The 16,998-nt window shown below is 57.5% G+C and carries 13 protein-coding genes; 9 read left to right on the top strand and 4 right to left on the bottom strand.

Going from position 1 to position 16,998, the window contains the following annotated elements:
- The coding region (locus WCO56_24010) for a hypothetical protein (GenBank protein MEI7732658.1) at nt 1-586 on the top strand (586 nt) is incomplete at its 5' end.
- A gap of 328 nt (nt 587-914) precedes the next feature.
- On the opposite strand, the gene WCO56_24005 is transcribed toward WCO56_24010, so the two are convergent.
- On the bottom strand, nt 915-1,619 hold the full coding sequence (locus WCO56_24005; GenBank protein MEI7732657.1) for a superoxide dismutase: 705 nt from the start codon (nt 1,617-1,619) through the stop codon (nt 915-917).
- 747 nt (nt 1,620-2,366) lie between these two features.
- On the opposite strand from WCO56_24005, the gene WCO56_24000 reads away from it, so the two are divergent.
- The 7 genes from WCO56_24000 to WCO56_23970 all read left to right on the top strand — a co-directional run bounded on the left by WCO56_24000 (nt 2,367) and on the right by WCO56_23970 (nt 12,543).
- Nucleotides 2,367-4,724, top strand: coding sequence for a beta-galactosidase (locus WCO56_24000; GenBank protein MEI7732656.1), 2,358 nt, complete (start codon nt 2,367-2,369; stop codon nt 4,722-4,724).
- A 263-nt stretch (nt 4,725-4,987) separates the two neighbouring features.
- Nucleotides 4,988-5,680, top strand: a complete 693-nt coding sequence (locus WCO56_23995; protein MEI7732655.1) for a DUF1080 domain-containing protein — start codon at nt 4,988-4,990, stop codon at nt 5,678-5,680.
- Between the two features lie 143 nt (nt 5,681-5,823).
- Complete coding sequence (locus tag WCO56_23990; protein MEI7732654.1) at nt 5,824-7,533, top strand: ATPase, T2SS/T4P/T4SS family; 1,710 nt, start codon at nt 5,824-5,826, stop codon at nt 7,531-7,533.
- 56 nt (nt 7,534-7,589) lie between these two features.
- Complete coding sequence (locus tag WCO56_23985; protein ID MEI7732653.1) at nt 7,590-8,723, top strand: type IV pilus twitching motility protein PilT; 1,134 nt, start codon at nt 7,590-7,592, stop codon at nt 8,721-8,723.
- 28 nt (nt 8,724-8,751) lie between these two features.
- Nucleotides 8,752-10,458 (top strand): ATPase, T2SS/T4P/T4SS family, encoded by a 1,707-nt coding sequence (locus WCO56_23980; protein MEI7732652.1) that lies wholly within the window; start codon nt 8,752-8,754, stop codon nt 10,456-10,458.
- 13 nt (nt 10,459-10,471) lie between these two features.
- Nucleotides 10,472-11,794 (top strand): type II secretion system F family protein, encoded by a 1,323-nt coding sequence (locus WCO56_23975; protein ID MEI7732651.1) that lies wholly within the window; start codon nt 10,472-10,474, stop codon nt 11,792-11,794.
- Nucleotides 11,795-11,859: 65 nt separating this feature from the next.
- Nucleotides 11,860-12,543 (top strand): DUF1080 domain-containing protein, encoded by a 684-nt coding sequence (locus tag WCO56_23970; GenBank protein MEI7732650.1) that lies wholly within the window; start codon nt 11,860-11,862, stop codon nt 12,541-12,543.
- A 7-nt stretch (nt 12,544-12,550) separates the two neighbouring features.
- Here WCO56_23970 and WCO56_23965 read toward each other — a convergent pair whose 3' ends face one another.
- Nucleotides 12,551-13,162, bottom strand: a complete 612-nt coding sequence (locus tag WCO56_23965) for a LysM peptidoglycan-binding domain-containing protein (GenBank protein MEI7732649.1) — start codon at nt 13,160-13,162, stop codon at nt 12,551-12,553.
- 104 nt (nt 13,163-13,266) lie between these two features.
- On the bottom strand, nt 13,267-15,048 hold the full coding sequence (locus WCO56_23960; protein ID MEI7732648.1) for a YgiQ family radical SAM protein: 1,782 nt from the start codon (nt 15,046-15,048) through the stop codon (nt 13,267-13,269).
- A 445-nt stretch (nt 15,049-15,493) separates the two neighbouring features.
- Here WCO56_23960 and WCO56_23955 point away from each other — a divergent pair, with 445 nt between their 5' ends.
- Nucleotides 15,494-15,724 carry a hypothetical protein gene (locus WCO56_23955; protein MEI7732647.1) on the top strand — a complete coding sequence of 77 codons (231 nt, stop codon included), beginning with the start codon at nt 15,494-15,496 and terminating at the stop codon, nt 15,722-15,724.
- A gap of 66 nt (nt 15,725-15,790) precedes the next feature.
- Here the strand turns inward: WCO56_23955 and WCO56_23950 are convergent.
- Nucleotides 15,791-16,998, bottom strand: a 1,208-nt coding sequence (locus WCO56_23950) for a type IIL restriction-modification enzyme MmeI (GenBank protein MEI7732646.1), incomplete at its 5' end; no start/stop codon positions are given.

Raw genomic sequence — 16,998 nt, 5'->3', positions numbered from 1 at the left:
TTTATTCAAAAACCTGCAAAAAATCCGCATTGTTAAGTCCGACAGGCTGCTAGACGGCTGGGCAGAGAATGACTTCCTGAGCCGCAGCAAGACGATCAAACAAATCGGCATGGTCCATCACGCGCGATTCAACGAATCCCGCCGGCGCGGCGAGCCAGCGGAAACTGTGCTGAAGCACGCCCAGGCAGCGGAAGAGCATTACCACCAAGCCCTCGCCCTCTGCCCGCCCACCGCCCTCACCGACCTCGGCCCAATCCATGCGCAGACAGCGACTTTTTACTCGCAGGTGGGCGCCGTTGACCAAGCCCGGGAGCACTTTGAGAAAGCCGCTCAGTGTTTTGAACGAGCCAACAATCGCTACGATTCCGGAAGAGTGCGAGACAACGTTGCCCTCATGTACCTTCGAGCCGCTAGCCGCGAGTCCACCCCGTCCCGTCAGCGCGACCTCCTGTACCGCGCGCAAGCCTACGCCCAAGCCGCCCTGCGCGACTTCCAGCACTACCAAGGCCGCGCGGCCGCAGAGGAAGACCGCGCCCAGCAACTCCTCGTCCGCATCGCCCAAGCCCTCACGAAGCTGCCGTCGTAAGCCTGGATTGCGTGGACGCGCCGACGCCCTCGTCCGCTGGTGCCGCTTCACCCGCAACGCATCAACGCCTACGCGCCGGCCGTTAAAGGGGTCATTCAGTATGGTTCGTTTTTCTCTAGCCGGGGTTGTTCATATTCCAGATTCCTGCCTCCCCAATTCTCTGGCTTCTAAAAGTCAAAACTGCGCGCGGTATTTACGGGTAAAATATTAGCGCCGACTCACGTCGGCGACTACCCCTAATTTAATCACCATGGGAAGTTCACCTTTAAGGGTGCGAGTGGGAAAACTGTGGTCTGACCGCGACGGGTTAGGGCCGGGGGTAAAGCGGTCAGCCCTTCAGCTTCTCAAACCGCTCGGCGACGAAGTCCCAGTGGATCACGTTCCAGAAGGCGGTGATGTATTCTGGGCGGCGGTTCTGGTATTTGAGGTAATAGGCGTGCTCCCAGACATCAATGCCGAGCAGTGGGACGCGGCCCTGCATGAGCGGACTGTCCTGGTTGGCGGTTTGCTCGATCTTCAATTCCTTGCCATCCAGCGATAGCCAGGCCCAGCCGCTGCCGAACAGCGTCGTGGCGGCCTGGGTGAAGTCGGCCTTGAACTTGTCGAGGCTGCCGAACTTGGCGTCAATCGCCTTGGCCAGTTCGCCCTTGGGCTGCCCGCCATCCTTCTTCAGCGATTGCCAGAACAGGCTGTGATTGGCGTGTCCGCCGCCGTGGTTCTGGACGGCCTTGCGCACCGCTTCCGGTACGCTGGAGATGTTTTTGATCAGGTCTTCCGCGCTCTTCCCGGCCAATTCGGCATGGCCGGTCACCGCCTTGTTCAGGTTGGTTACGTACGCCTGGTGATGTTTGTCATGGTGGATCTGCATGGTCTGGGCGTCAATGTGCGGCTCCAGCGCATCGAAGGCGTAACCCAGGGCGGGCAGGGTAAAGGGACCGGCCGGGGCGGCGGTTTGGGCGATCGCAGCCGGCGCGAACGCGGCGGCGGCAGTCAATACGGCAGTTTGCTTCAGGGCATCTCGTCGAGTCATCATAAGGTCATTCAATTATAATTATTATATACAGTAGGGAAGATAGTACCGGAATCGCGGTACGCAAGTGGCAGTCGCTGATAAATCCGATCGGGCGGCTGGGTAGAAATTGCAGCAGGGCTGCCTCAAGCGCGTTGGTGCGTTACGAATACTACGAGGTGGGCGGGGGCGGTGGTTCCGTACCCCCACTTTCACAAAGAACGAAATTCGTTGATTCGGGGAAGTCTTACTTTGGCCCTTGCCCCAAGGAAGCGCAGGAGCCGCCTTTTTTGGAGTGCGGCGGCAAGGCAGGGCGACGGGGCCGCGACGCCGCTTTGGATATGCGCACAATCAATCCCGTGACTATCCCGTCCCGCTGGACGGCGGCATACCGCCTGACGTCATTGGGATGCCGCAGTGGCCTCCCGCGCTCACGCAACTGGACGGAGCAAATCCAAAGCGGTGTCGCCATCCGCCCCTTTCTCCCCCGGCTGTTGCCACCGCACTCCAAATTTTCCCGCGCCGTCCTGTTTGAGACTCGTCACCTACGTTTGCGGTTGGGCTTGAACCAAACCGAGCTTGAGGCAGCCCTGGACGGGCATGGACATTGCAAATTGAAAATTGGCAAATTGGGGGGACGGGAAGGGCTAGCATGGACAGGGATGGACCGGATGGACCTTATTGACAGGAATGACCATTGGGACATTGGAAATTGCGGGAACTCCTTATTTCCGGTTGGCGTTTGGGGGACGGATGCGGTACATCCTGTGCATGTTTTTAAAGCATGAAAATGATCGGGGCACTGTCATGGCATTGCTGGTGGCCGGTTTGTTGTTGGTGCTGGCCGGCGGCCGGGTGGCGGCCGCCTCGCACACGTTTGCCATTGGGGAAACGGATTTCCTGCTGGATGGGCAGCGCCTCCAGGTGCGGTGCGGCGAGGTGCATTTTGCGCGGGTCCCGCGCGAGTATTGGCAGCACCGGCTGAAGATGTGCAAGGCGATGGGTTTGAACACTGTGTGCGTGTACCTTTTCTGGAACTTTCATGAGGCGCGTCCGGGCGAGTTCAATTGGTCCGGCCCGGCGGATGCGGCGGAGTTTTGCCGGATGGCGCAGGCGGAGGGGCTGTGGGTGCTGTTGCGGCCCGGCCCGTATTCCTGCGCGGAATGGGAAGGGGGCGGGCTTCCGTGGTGGCTGTACAAGAATGACCAGATGAAGATCCGCACGAGTGATGCCTCGTTCCTGGAGCCGGCCCGGCGATACCTGAAAGAGGTTGGGCGGGTGCTGGCGCCGCTGCAAATCACCAAGGGTGGCCCGTTGCTCATGGTGCAGGTGGAAAATGAATACGGCTGGTTCGGCAAGGATGCGGCGTACCTGGGGCAGTTGCGGCAGGCGCTGGTGGAGAGCGGCTTCGAGGTTCCCCTGTTCGCCTGCAATCCGCCCTCGGCCCTGCCGAATGGGTTCCGCGCCGATCTGTTTCAGGTGGTGAATTTCGGCAGCGATCCGGCGGGGGCATTCAAGGCGTTGCGAAAGATCCAGCCCAAAGGGCCGCTCATGAACGGGGAGTTTTATCCGGCGTGGTTCGACACCTGGGGCCAACCGCATCATAAGGGGGACATGGGCCGGTATCTGCGCGACCTCGAATACATGCTAAAGAACAACATGTCGTTCAGCATTTACATGGCGCACGGCGGCACGTCGTTCGGCCTGTGGTCGGGCGCGGATCGTCCGTTCCGTCCGGATACCTCGAGCTATGATTACGAGGCCCCCATCAGCGAGGCCGGCTGGGTGACGGACAAGTTCACGCGCACGCGTGAGGTGATGGGGCGCTATCTGCTGCCCGGGGAAAGCCTGCCCGAACCGCCGCCAGCTTATCCGGTCATCACAGTGAATCGTTTCCGCCTGGAATCCAGTGCGCCCGTTTTTGACAACCTGCCGGTGGCGATCAAGGATGAGCGAGCACGCTCGTTTGAAAAATATGATCTCGGGCAGGGTTGCGCGTTGTATCGGGGCACCGTGCCGGCGGGCGGCCCGGCCTCCCTGAAGGTCAAGGAACTGCATGATTTCGGCTGGGTTTATCTGGACGGGCATCTGGTGGACGTGATGGATCGCCGCCGCCAGAAATTTGCGGTGCAACTTCCCCAGCGGGCCAAGCCCGGCCAGTTGGACATCCTGGTGGAGGCCATGGGGCGGATTAATTTTGGGCAGGAAGCGTTTGATCAAAAGGGCATTCATGGGCCGGTGGAACTCATTGCCAGCGGGAGCCCGGCGGTGGAGTTGACCGGCTGGCAGGTGTATCCGCTGCCGCTGGATGCCGCACAGTTGGGCCGCTTGAAATACCAGGGCGGCAGCGCCAAAGGACCCGCATTCTGGCGGGGAGGTTTCCTGGTGACGACGGTTGGCGATACGTTTCTGGACGTCCGTTCGTGGGGTAAAGGTGTGTTGTGGGTGAATGGGCGTTGCCTGGGGCGATTCTGGAATATCGGCCCGACACAAACCATGTATTGTCCCGGCGCGTGGCTGAAGCCGGGGCAGAACGAGGTGGTGGTGCTGGATCTGACCGAGCCGGCCCAGCCGGAACTGGCCGGATTGGCGCAGCCCATCTTGGACCAGATGCGGCGGGAACTGGATTTCTCGAATCGCGCGCGCGCCCAGGGCCAGTTCAAGACGGAGGGTCTTGCACCTGCGATCGGCGGCGCGTTTACTACGGAGATTAAAATGCAGGAGGCGCGGTTTGCCCAGCCGGTCAAGGGCCGCTATGTCTGCCTGGAATCGGTGAATGCGCATAATGGCCAGCCCTATGCCGCCGTGGCGGAGCTGGAAATTCTGGACGCCAATGGGCAACCGCTCGCCAACACCAGTCTGCGGGTGTTCTGGGCTGACAGCGAGGAGAGCGGGGCGGAAGACGGTTCGGCGGACAATGTCCTGGATGGACAACCAGCCACCATGTGGCACACAGAGTATAGCGGGGCCAAGCCCGGGCATCCGCATCACCTGATCCTTGATCTGGGGAAGTCCCAGAGTGTTACCGGCATCCGGTATCTGCCACGCAGCGGCGATGCGAAGGTGGGTGGCCGCATCAAAGAATATCGGGTGTATGTTGCTGAACAATCCTTTGGCCTGAATCCCTGAGCGGGGAAAGCAACAGCCAACAAAGGGGAGCCGGACATGGCAAAAATGGGAACCATTGTTTGGAAACTTCGATTCGCGAATAATGCGAATGGACGCGGATAGGGAAATGAGTCACCCCAGTTTCATGGGAGCGCCTTCCACCAAGCCTCCGGAAGGGACGTTAATTTTTTGCCTCGTGTGCCTATCAGCGGGCTCGCGTTTGCCTAAAATTCTGTTTGTCAAAACGCTTGTCGCACGGCGGCGCGTGTGACAGACTAGCAGCCATGAATACTTTTTCGATATTGAAACAGTTGACGCAAAAGACCACCGTTTTGGTCGGATTGGGGCTGCTTTGTTGCGGGCCGGTTTCGGCGCAGCAAGCCAAGGGGCATCCCGATACCACTGGCTGGAAAGACTTGTTCGCGGCGGATTTATCCAACGCGGCGGTGGAACCGGGCGCGTGGGTCTTTGCGAACGGCGAATTAGTTGCCAAAAACCATACCACCCTCTGGACCAAAGATGCCTATGCCAATTTTGTATTGGATCTTGAATTCAAAGCGACCAAGGAAGCCAACAGCGGAGTGTTCCTGCGGTCCGGCAATATCAAGGATGTGTTGGCCGCGCTTGAAATTCAGGTGCATGAATCCACCGACGGATCGAAATATGGCATGGTGGGCGCCATTTATGATGCCAAACCACCGTCCAAGAATATGGCCAAACCGTTGGGGGAATGGAACCGCTTTACCATCACTTGCCGGGATAGCCGGGTGTCGCTGGTGTTCAACGGCGAGGAGGTCTTCGACGTGGACTTGAATGATTGGAAGGAAGTGAAAAAAAATCCGGATGGCACACCCAATAAGTTTCGCCAAGCGCTCAAGGATTTTTCGCGCAATGGTCCGCTTGGGCTGCAAGGGTTGCATGGCAAAGCCCAGTCACCGGTTTTCTACCGGAATCTGAAAATCAAGGTATTGGATTAATCGTTGTTCGCCGCGCCGCCGCGGCGTTTTGCGCTGAAACAGGGAAAGTTGCCAGTCACGCTTTAATGATTCGCTCCGCAATTGATTGACTTTGCCCGGTTTGCGCTTAGAGTTACCAAAAAATTAAACCCGGTTGCTGAATTGTGGCACTAAAAGACGACATCTTGCTGGATATGCTGGTGGATATGGGCGTGTTGACCGCTGAGCAGGTCGCCCAAATCCGGCCAGAAGCGGACGCGGCAGGCGAGGGGGTAGTAGATACCCTCGTCGCCAAAAAAGTCATCCGCCCCACCGACGTTTCCAACGCCAAAGCGGCGTTCCTCGGAGTGGAAGTGGTCCAGTTGTCGGAGATGAAACTGCCGGATGACGTGGTCAGTTCCATTCGCCGCGACGTCGCCAAACGGTACCGGGTGATCCCGGTGTATAAAATGGGTGACACCATCGGGGTGGCCATGGCGGACCCCTCGGATCTGGATACGCTGGACGCGCTGCACCACTTGCTGAAGGCGGAAATTGAGCCCAAGGTGGCCTCCGAACAGGAAATTGAGGAAGCGCTCAGCCAGTATTATGGCGCGGCGGATGACGCCGTGAGCGTGATGATTCAGAACATCACGGAAGGGGAAGTGGAAGTCGCCAATCTGTCCGGCAAAAAGCTGGAGGAAGACGGCGGCACGCTGGAAGCGGACGCGCCAATCATCAAGCTGGTCAATAGCATTATCGTTGAGGCATTCAAGGCGCGCGCTTCGGATATTCATTTGGAGCCGCTGGCCAAGCTTTTCCGGTTGCGTTACCGCATTGATGGCGTGATGCATGAAATGAAGAATCCGCCGAAACGACTGCAATCCGCCATCATCGCCCGGCTTAAGATTCAGTCCAACATGTCCATTGCCGAACACCGGATTCCGCAGGACGGGCGCATTCAGACCCAAGTCGGCGGCAAAGTGATTGACTTGCGCGTATCGTGCATTCCCACCAGCCATGGGGAGAGTATCGTCATGCGTATCTTGGACAAGGAAGGGCTGAAACTCGGTCTGCCGGAGCTGGGATTCTTCACCGATGACCAGCAGACATTCGAGCGGTTGATCGGTTTGCCCGACGGTATTCTGCTGGTGACGGGGCCCACTGGGTCCGGTAAAACGACCACCTTGTACGCGGTGTTGAACTTCATTAACCGCCCGGATCGCAAGATCATCACGGTCGAGGACCCGGTTGAATATGTGATGTCCGGCATCAACCAGGTGCATGTGCATGAATCCATTGGTCTAACGTTTGCCGCCGCGCTGCGGTCCATTCTGCGCCAGGCGCCCAACGTGATCATGATTGGTGAAATTCGTGACTTGGAGACGGCGGGCATTGCCATCAACGCCTCCCTGACCGGTCACTTGGTCTTCTCCACCCTCCACACCAATGACGCTCCCAGCGCGGTGACGCGCTTGATTGACATTGGGGTAAAGCCATTTTTGGTGGCCTCGTCCACCCGCGCCATCATGGCGCAACGGTTGGTGCGCAAAATTTGCAAGCGTTGTGGCGCGCCCTATACTCCCTCCGAAAGCGAATTGCGCGTGTTGAACATCCCGCCGGAGAACCTGGCCAACGCCAACTTCAAACGCGGCAAGGGGTGCAACGATTGTTCTAAGACTGGTTGCCGTGGCCGTTTTGGTATCTTTGAGATGTTTGTCATTGATGATGAGGCCCGCAAGCTGATTTACGACAAGGTGCCTTCGTCCGTGTTGCGCACCCGTGCCCGCGAAATGGGGATGCGCACGCTGCGTGAAGACGGCGCGCGCAAGGTGCTGGCCGGGCTCACCACGCCGGAAGAGGTCATTCGCGCAACCGTGGGGGATGTGGATTAAAAAAATGGCCCGCATGGCGATACCATAAACGAAACCAACTTTTACCAAATAGCGTTATGTCATACTCGATGTCCGATTTGTTGCACTTGGTGGTGTCCGAGGGTTCCTCCGATCTCCACATCCGCGTGGGGGTACCGCCCGTGATTCGTTTGCATGGCATTCTCCACCGCGTGGAAGGTCCCAGTCTCAAGAATGAAGATACCGAGGAATTGATGCGCAGCATCACCTCGGATGAGCATATTCAGCAGGTGAAGGAACGCGGCACGGCTGACTTTGGGTTTGCCTTCGGTGAGTTGGCCCGGTTTCGTGTCAGCGTGTTCAAGGAACGCGGCCAGTTTGCGATGGTGCTGCGGCAGATTCCCAACCGCTTGCTGACGCTGGATCAGATCGGCCTGCCTCGGCAGACCATCATGAACCTGCTTTACAAACCCCGTGGTCTCGTGCTGGTAACCGGTCCCACTGGCTCCGGCAAATCCACGACGCTGGCTTCGATGATTGACATCATTAATATGGAGCGGGATGACGCCCACATCGTCACCATCGAAGACCCCATCGAATATTACCACTATCACAAGAAGGCCATTGTCACCCAGCGCGAAGTGCATGTGGACGTGCCCAACTTTGCCGAAGCCCTGCGCCGCGTGCTGCGCCAGGATCCCGACATCATCATGGTGGGTGAAATGCGCGACTTGGAAACCATTGAATCCGCCATTACCGCTGCCGAAACGGGGCACTTGGTGTTCGGCACCCTGCACACCACCGGCGCCGCCAAGACCATTGATCGTATCGTCAACGCGTTCCCGATGAACCAGCAGGAAATGATCCGCATCCAGCTCTCGACCGTGCTGCAAGCGGTGATTTCCCAGTTGCTCGTGCCGCGCATTGACAAACCGGGACGCGTCGCAGTGTATGAAATCATGATCAATACCCCGTCCATTGCCGCGCTGATTCGCGATAACAAGACGTTCCGTATTTCCTCGGACATTCAGACCGGCGCCAAATTCGGCATGGTGACGCTGGACGGTTATTTGATGGAGAAATATTCCCTCGGGTTGATTGCCCGCGAGGAGGTAATCAATAAGTCGCAGGATCCCACCACGATTATGCAGAAATTACAGGAATACGATATTGCCAAGGCGGCCGAAGCCGCACGCGGTGGGGCCTCCGCTCCCAGTGCCAGTCGCAAATAAACGCATGTACCGCTAACGCGCCCGAGTTATGGCTGATATTTTATCACATCCGTTGCTCTCGCTCATCAAGGATCAAAATCTCCTGGATGACCTGCAGATTGAAGAGGTGCTGCAAGAGCATCAGCGCAATGGCAAAAAAATCCCCCAAATCCTGGCGGATTTCGGGCTGATGGACACGGATACCCAGTTGCAGCTCATGGCCAACCAACTGGGCACCGAGGTGTATAATCTGCGCGACAAGGAGATCCCACCGGAAGTCATCGCCACCCTGCCCGCTAATTCCGCCCGCATGTACCAGTGCGTGCCCGTGGAATTGCATGGTTCCACCGTCTGGCTTGCGTTGGCGGACCCCATGAATACCCAGGTCGTGGATGAGTTGACGTACGTTGTCGGCAAGGAAATTCAAGTCGTCGTGGCGGAACCGGAATTGGTCGAAAAAGCGGTTGCCAAATACTACGGCGAGGAAACCATGCAAGTGGGGGACATGCTCAAGGAATTGAGCGAAGATGACTCCATTGCCAAAGAGGTGGACGAAATTTCCGCCACCGATAACCTGGCGGAACTGACCGATCTGGCGAACGAGACCCCGATCATCAAGTTTGTGAACCTGGTCCTCTTCCAAGCCGTGCAGGATCGCGCCAGTGACATTCATTTCGAGCCGTTTGAGGATGAGTTCAAAATCCGGTATCGCGTGGACGGCGCTTTGTATGAGATGTCGCCGCCCCCGAAACACCTGGCGCTGCCGGTGATCTCCCGCATCAAGGTCATGGCCAATATGAACATCTCCGAGCGGCGTCTGCCCCAGGACGGACGCATCTCGTTGCCGATGGGCCAACGCCAGATTGACTTGCGTGTCAGCACCTTGCCAACGCAGTTTGGCGAATCGGTGGTGCTCCGCGTGTTGGATCGTTCCGCCGTGAACCTGGATGTCACGAACTTGGGGTTGCCCAAGTACATCCATGAATACGTTTTGGAAGCCATTCAGCAGCCGAACGGTATTTTCGTCGTCACCGGGCCGACTGGCTCAGGCAAAACCACCACGCTGTATTCCTGCTTGCGCGAGGTCAACTCCATTGAGTCCAAATTGCTGACCATTGAGGACCCCGTCGAATACGACATCGAGGGTATCATGCAGGTGGCGGTAAATGATGCCGTGGGCATGACCTTCGGCAAGGCGTTGCGCGCCTTTCTTCGTCAGGACCCGGACATCATCATGCTTGGGGAAATGCGCGATCTTGAAACGGCGCAAATCGCCATTCAAGCATCCCTGACCGGTCACTTGGTGCTCAGTACCCTGCATACCAATGACGCGCCGGGGGCTGTCACTCGTCTGGTGGACATGGGGGTCGAGCCATTCCTGATCTCTTCCTCCCTTATGGCGGTGCTGGCGCAACGGTTGGTCCGGACCATCTGCAAGAAATGCCGCACCCCCTTTGAGCCCACTGATAATCAGCTCTCGCTGCTAAATCTCTCCCCGCATGATATTGGGGACAAGGTGTTCTACTATGGGCGTGGTTGCGGTACTTGTAACGATACCGGGTACAAGGGCCGTAAAGGTATTTTTGAGCTGCTGATCGTCGGTGAGGCCATTCGCGGCCTGATCAACGAGCGGGCCCCCACGGTGGTCGTGCGGCAGAAGGCGATCGAATTAGGAATGATTACCTTGCGCGATGACGGCCTGCGCGGTATCTTTGACGGCGATACAACCATTGAAGAAGTTGTGAAATACACTTAAGCAAAAAAGCGTTATGGCGAAATTCAGTTATGTGGCGATGGATTCGCGTGGCAAGGAGACCAAGGGCACGCTGGAGGTCGCCAATCAAAACGAGGCCATCGCCCGAATCAAGGAGATGGGGCTCCACCCTACCCGGATTGTCGAAGCCGATAAATCCAAGGATAAGGCTGCGGACAAGAAAGCCGCCCAACCCAGCGGCAAAGGCGCTCCGAAGAAGGGGATTAATCTCAACCTTAACATCAAAATCCCTGGCTTGGGTGGCCGGGTAAAACCCAGGATTCTCACGGTTTTCACGCGTCAGTTGGCTACCCTGGTGGACGCGGGCTTGCCGTTGCTGCGCGGTTTGCGCGTGTTGGAAAAGCAGGAAAGAAATCTAACGCTCAAGGAAACGATTGGCAAGTTGGGGCTTTCCATTGAAAGCGGCAGCACCTTTTCCGAAGGGTTGGCGCAGCATCCCAAGATTTTCAACCGTCTCTATGTGAACATGGTCAAGGCGGGTGAACTGGGCGGCGTGTTGGAAGTCGTGCTGAACCGCTTGGCCGAGTTCATGGAAAAGGCCCAGAAGATCAAGGGCAAGGTCGTTGCGGCCATGTTTTATCCCATCGCCGTAATGGTGGTGGCGGTCGGTATTTTGGGCATTTTGATGGTTTTCGTGGTGCCCAAGTTCAAGACGATTTTCGTGGACTTGCTGGGGCCGGGCAAAGAACTGCCGGCTTTCACCCAGTTTGTACTGGGCATCAGCGATACCATTGCCGGGCATTTTATTCTCACCATGATCTGTCTGGCGGTGTTCGTGGTCTTGTTCAATGTTTTTATTCGCACCAAGGCGGGACGCCGGCTGTTTGATAAATTCAAACTGATCATGCCGGTGATTGGTCCCGTGATCAGCAAGGTGGCGATCTCCCGTTTCACCCGCACCTTGGGCACCTTGGTCAGCAGCGGCGTGCCGATTTTACAGGCGCTGACCATTGTCCGGGAAACGGCGGATAACATGGTGATCAGCGAAGCGGTGAACGCCGTCCATGAAAGCGTCAAAGAAGGTGAAACCATCACGGCTCCGCTCGAAGCCTCCAATATTTTCCCGCCGATGGTGATCAGCATGGTGGACGTGGGCGAGCAGACCGGCGCCTTGCCGGAAATGTTGATGAAAATTGCCGACGTGTATGATGACGAAGTGGATAATGCGGTGGCGGCCATGACCTCGTTGCTGGAACCGATCATGATCGTATTCCTGGCCGTAATCGTCGGCAGCATCGTCATTGCCATGTTCCTGCCGTTGATTACCATGATTGACCAACTCGGCGGTCCCGATAGCGGGGGCGGCGGCGGCGATTAGTCTCTGCAATCTGTTTTACCATGGGGCGGGGAATACCCCGTCCCTAAAACACACAGTCTGAATTTATGAAACACCTGTTGCATGTATTGTCACTTGGCAGCCTGATTTTCCTGGCGGGATGCTGCTCAACTGGGAGCCATCCGTCTGCTGCCATTCAACTGTTCAACGGCAAAGATTTGGTTGGCTGGAAGGCGGTTTCGGCTGATCCGAACACGACATTGGAACAGGTGTGGTCGGTGAAAGACGGACTGATTCTCTGCACCGGTACGCCCATGGGGTACTTGCACACGGAGCAGAAATTCACCAATTACCGTTTGGTGGTGGAATACCGTTGGGCGCCGGGCAAGGAAGCCACGAATAGCAATAGCGGCGTGTTTGGCCGTATTAATGGGGAACCGCGTAAGTTACCACGCTGCATCGAAACCCAGCTCAAGCATGGCAGTGCGGGGGACTTGTACGGCTTTCACGGCATGACCATCACCAGGGACAAAGATCGTTCCATCTTCAAACCCGGCCATGAAATCGGCGGCGACCTGCGCGGAGTCAAACGCGCCGTGGGCAACGAAAAGACGCCGGGTGAGTGGAATCATGTCGAAATTCTCGCCCAAGGCGGCAATTACACCGTTTGGTTTAACAGCAAGCTGGTGAATCAGGCTACCGGCGTGGAAATTATCCCCGGTTTCGTTGGCCTGCAATCCGAAGGCGGCGAAGTTCACTTCCGCAAAGTCGCCATCACCCCGCTGGATTGAGCGGCGGTCATTGATTCGGCGCCGGGATGAATATTTTTTGACCGATCTGCAACTTCGTTGGATTTAACCCCGGGTTGGCCGCCTCGATTTGCTTGGCAGTCACCTTGATGTTGTTGCCACGGTAGGCTTCGATGATCTTCGAGATCGTATCACCCTTTTCCACCGTGTATTCAAATCCCTTTTGCGGCGCGGCCGTATCCTGATTGTTCGTGGCGCGCGCCGTTGGCGGTGGCGTGGCAACGTGTGGCTTGTTGAGCACTTTGCCTAGCTCCCCGATCTTCTCAATGACCAGCTTGTTATTGCGCTCCCGTTCCTTGTCCACTTCCACAATCTTGTCGGCCAGGATTTTCAAGTCATCGCGGGTGACGGAGTTGGCCGCTGGTTTGCCCGTTTGCTCGCGCAGTTCTTTTATTTCTGCGGTGACCTCCGCCAGGCGTTTTTGCAGCGCCAGATGGTTGGCTTGCAGGCCTTCCAGGGCGCTGGTGATCTGCTTGAAACGCTCCTCCATATCCAGGCGATCCGCGATCGCGGCGGCGGTGGCGGCGTTTTGTGCGTGGCTGGCGGGCGTCATCATCAGGCCCGCCGCCAGCACCGAACTTAAGAATAATACTCGTTTCATGTGCCTGACAATAAAACCCGTGCGATTTGGTTCAAGCGAAATCCGGTGAAATCACGAACGCGCAAAAACACGCGGGCGACAACTTGCCGGGGGAAAATGTCAGTTCAAAACGCATCCGGCGCAGTATCGCTCTCTGGGGCGGCTTGGTTGGATGGGCGAGCGGGCTTTTTCTCGCCGAAGTTCGGGCGCAATACCTTGATCTGCGCCAGTCGTTCGCCCGCGTTGCGGACGACGGGGATCGGCGTTTCCGTGTCGTAATCCAGACCGGTGACATACATGGCTGCCGAGGGCGTCATCGGCAGCGGGATGAAGTCTTGAACCTGTTGCAGGTTCCAATGGGTGCGTTGAAGCACTTTTTCCACGTCGCCCATTTCCCGGGTGGTGCAGCCGGGGAAACTGGAAATGAAATACGGGACCAGGTATTGTTCCTTGTCCGCCTGCTCGCTTTCTTCGCGAAACACCTCCATGAATTTTTCAAAAACCCCGGCCGGTTTGCGCATGCGGCGCAGCACCTCGGGATTCACATGTTCGGGCGCCACTTTGAGGTGGCCGGAAACGTGGTGCGCCACCAGTTCCTTCATGTACTTGGGCGTGCGCAGCGCGACATCCATGCGAATGCCGGATTGGATGAACACGTGCTTGATCCCCTCGCTGGCGCGCGCGTGGCGATAGAGGCTGAGCATTTGCTCCTCGCCAATTTTGAAGTGACGGCAGATATCCGGGTACAGGCAACTGGGCCGGCGGCAGCGATGGCAGGCCTCGTCGTAACTATGCTCGCTGCCGTACAGGTTGGCCGTGGGACCGCCCAGATCGGAGATGGTTCCCCGGAAGTTTGGGGAATCGGAGAGCTGCCGGATTTCCTTGAGGATGGATTTCTCGCTGCGGCTTGTCAGGAATTTGCCCTGGTGGAAGCCCAGTCCGCAAAAGGTGCAGCCTCCGGGGCAGCCGCGCTGCACAATGATCGAGTCCTTGATCGTCTTGAATCCGGCGATTTCACCCTGGTAGCGGAAGTGCGGTTCCTTGACGAATGGCAGGTCGTACAGGGCGTCCATTTCCACTTCATCCAACGGCATGGCGGGACGCTCCATGATCACCGCACGATCATGGTGAAATTGCACCAGCGGCCGCCCGCAATACGGCGTCTGCTCGCGCTCGACCAGCTTGGTGAGTTTCAGGAGCAGCACTTTATTGTCCCGCACTTCCTCCCAACTGGGCAGGCGAATCCACTGGCTGAAATCCATCGCCGCGGAGGCCTTTGCACCCAGTAGTCGGGCGGTGCCCGGAATGCCGCTCAGATCCCGCTCGGGAGTTTGGAGACGGCGCGCGATTTCGCGCACCTGGTGTTCCCCCATGCCATAGACCAGAATATCCGCCTTGGAATCCACTAAAATGGACGGGCGCAGCTTGTCCTCCCAATAATCGTAATGTGCCACGCGCCGCAGGCTGGCCTCAATGCCGCCCAACACCACTGGGACGCCGGGAAACGCCTGACGACACATCTGGGCGTAAACCGTCGCCGCGTGATTCGGGCGTTTGCCGATTTCACGGTTTTCGGTATAGGCGTCCTCGCGGCGCTTGTGGCGCCCCGCGGTGTAGTTTGCCACCATCGAATCAATATTGCCGGCCGTCACCCCGCAAAACAGGCGCGGTGCCCCCATGATTTTCAAGGACTCCACCGTGCGCCAATCCGGTTGGGCAATGATGCCAACGCGCAGGCCATCGGCCTCCAGCACCCGCCCGATCAAGGCCGTGCCAAACGAAGGATGATCCACGTAGGCATCGCCAGTGATGAGCAGCACGTCCAGGGCATCCCAATGCCGGGCGCTCATCTCGGCCCGGGACATGGGCAGAAACTTCTTCGCACCGGTTTTGCCGCTACACTGCATAAGCGATGCAAAATACCGGAGGATTGCCCCTGCCGCAACCGGAAGTGAAAACAAAACGGGCTGACCCTCTCCAAACGAAGTGCTCCAAACAAAGGATTGGCCCTCGGGGGGGCGATGCCTTTTGTGAGGTCAGCATGAATACATTGAGCGTCGCGGACCAGCGCGCCTGGGGAAGCCTCGGATAGGAGCGCGAACCTCCGGTCCGCCGGGGGGCGCGGGAGCAGCTCCGGTTATTCCCTTAGCGGTGCGGGCGGCTAAAGCAGCCCAAACCACGCGGGACGGAGGTCCGCGCTCCGGTGGGCGTTCGGGGGCTCGCCGCCCATCCGGGCTGATGCTCAAGGGGCCATTCTTTTAAAACATATTTAAATAATTGTAAAATAATATTTGACAGGCCGTTGTGGGGATGGTATCCATATTTATATAATGAATTACTAATACCATTAATATGTTAAATAAAAATCCTGCGGATGCCCGGCCGCCTCACGCCCCCGAGGTTGGGGCCGGCGCCTTGGGCTGCATCCTTTGCGCCCCGCAACCCGCCGCCGCCGTCCGGCTCCTGGCCCGCCTGGAGGCGGGCCTGTTTTATGACCTGTGCCACCGCCGCACCTTTAGCGAGGAGGGTAAATTTGGCTCCCGTCTCACCGAGGCTGCCGGGATGTTACGCTGGCACGAATAGGTTTTGTCTGTCTGTCTGTCTGTCTATCTGCCTAAGGGGGGGGCAGACAGACAGACAGAATTTGTATCAGGTGTTCGTGCGATAAGGGGGTGGTTCTTCACTGATAAAATAACACTGCCCGGCCTCGGCGACGGCTTGATCCGCGTTTGGGACCGGGTCCGTCATGGACGCGGGGATAAACGGATAGGCACTGTAGAGGGCTTTACGACGAGCGCTACGCTTTGGCTTGACCGTTGGGGCCAATGGCGCGGTGATCTGTTCGTAAAGCTGGAACAGGTATTCCACCCGCTGACGATCTGATTCGAATGGTTCCTTGCGGTAACAACGATCCACGGCGCGGTCGAGGGTGGCATGGGCTTTCGCCAGTGCGGCGGGCATGGCGACGGGATCGTAAAGATCGGCAAAGGTGGATGTGGAAAACCTCGCACGCACATCCAAGACCGTCTGTCCTGCCTTTTCGATTGTTTCACGCTGTTCCGAGGTTGGCGACAAGGGCCATGGGAAGTTGTTATAAACGAGCCCAGCCGAGTAACGATAACGGCTTTCCAAACGACCGGCAGTATATCGCATCCATGCCATATGCATGTGCGACGTGAGGATGGCAAAGGTATAGAGCGACGCGTTTGGAACCGTGTAGAGCAAGTTACTGGCAATCACCCCGGCTTTGACGAAGCCAACCGGAATGTAGCGGCGGGTCTCAGACGAAACCTCGGGAATGGCAAGATAACTGGTTTTGGGCTGCCGCAGTTCTCCAAAGATGGATGGTTGTTCCGCTTGTTCAACCGTTTTGCCTTTTACACTCGACCGCCGGAACTTGCGCACCTTTTCGACGCGCTCACGAATGGGGGCGAGATTTCGCCACTGCTCCGGTTGCGCCTCGGCCAGCCAGAGGCACCAACGCTCAATGCCATTAATGAACTCCTCGGAGCCGTGGAAACGGCGGACAAATTTGGCGGCATCCGGGCACTCCGCGAGCAGTTGTAATTTCTCCTTTCGGGAAAGGATAAGATGTCCTCCATCCACTGGCTTGCTCCCATATATCATGGGTTCGCAAGGGCAGATCGGTTCACGCCGCTTCGGCATGCAACGGTCAGAACCCTCCACCAAGTAAGGATTGATGTTGGCAACTTGGGTACACGTTGGATGTTCCAAATCGGTATCGTAGTCCGTGATAAACTTGGCAGGCACATCGGTTGGGCCAAACCCGATAATGACAACGTGCACATGCGCTTTGCCGCGCGCCTCGCTTTCCCATGGAAAAGCACGGTGCGCGA

The organism is Verrucomicrobiota bacterium (assembly GCA_037139415.1).
GTDB lineage: Bacteria > Verrucomicrobiota > Verrucomicrobiia > Limisphaerales > Fontisphaeraceae > JBAXGN01.
Note: the sequence above shows the minus strand (reverse complement) of the source record. Positions and strands in the feature narration are given on the sequence as shown.

Bases quoted from the DNA above. Each gene is read 5' to 3' on its own strand.
- WCO56_23955 (MEI7732647.1), top strand. From the start codon at position 15,494: ATGTTAAATAAAAATCCTGCGGATGCCCGGCCGCCTCACGCCCCCGAG.
- WCO56_23965 (MEI7732649.1), bottom strand. From the start codon at position 13,162: ATGAAACGAGTATTATTCTTAAGTTCGGTGCTGGCGGCGGGCCTGATG.
- WCO56_23970 (MEI7732650.1), top strand. From the start codon at position 11,860: ATGAAACACCTGTTGCATGTATTGTCACTTGGCAGCCTGATTTTCCTG.
- WCO56_23980 (MEI7732652.1), top strand. From the start codon at position 8,752: ATGGCTGATATTTTATCACATCCGTTGCTCTCGCTCATCAAGGATCAA.
- WCO56_23995 (MEI7732655.1), top strand. From the start codon at position 4,988: ATGAATACTTTTTCGATATTGAAACAGTTGACGCAAAAGACCACCGTT.
- WCO56_23960 (MEI7732648.1), bottom strand. From the start codon at position 15,048: ATGCAGTGTAGCGGCAAAACCGGTGCGAAGAAGTTTCTGCCCATGTCC.
- WCO56_24000 (MEI7732656.1), top strand. From the start codon at position 2,367: ATGTTTTTAAAGCATGAAAATGATCGGGGCACTGTCATGGCATTGCTG.
- WCO56_24005 (MEI7732657.1), bottom strand. From the start codon at position 1,619: ATGATGACTCGACGAGATGCCCTGAAGCAAACTGCCGTATTGACTGCC.
- WCO56_23975 (MEI7732651.1), top strand. From the start codon at position 10,472: ATGGCGAAATTCAGTTATGTGGCGATGGATTCGCGTGGCAAGGAGACC.
- WCO56_23985 (MEI7732653.1), top strand. From the start codon at position 7,590: ATGTCATACTCGATGTCCGATTTGTTGCACTTGGTGGTGTCCGAGGGT.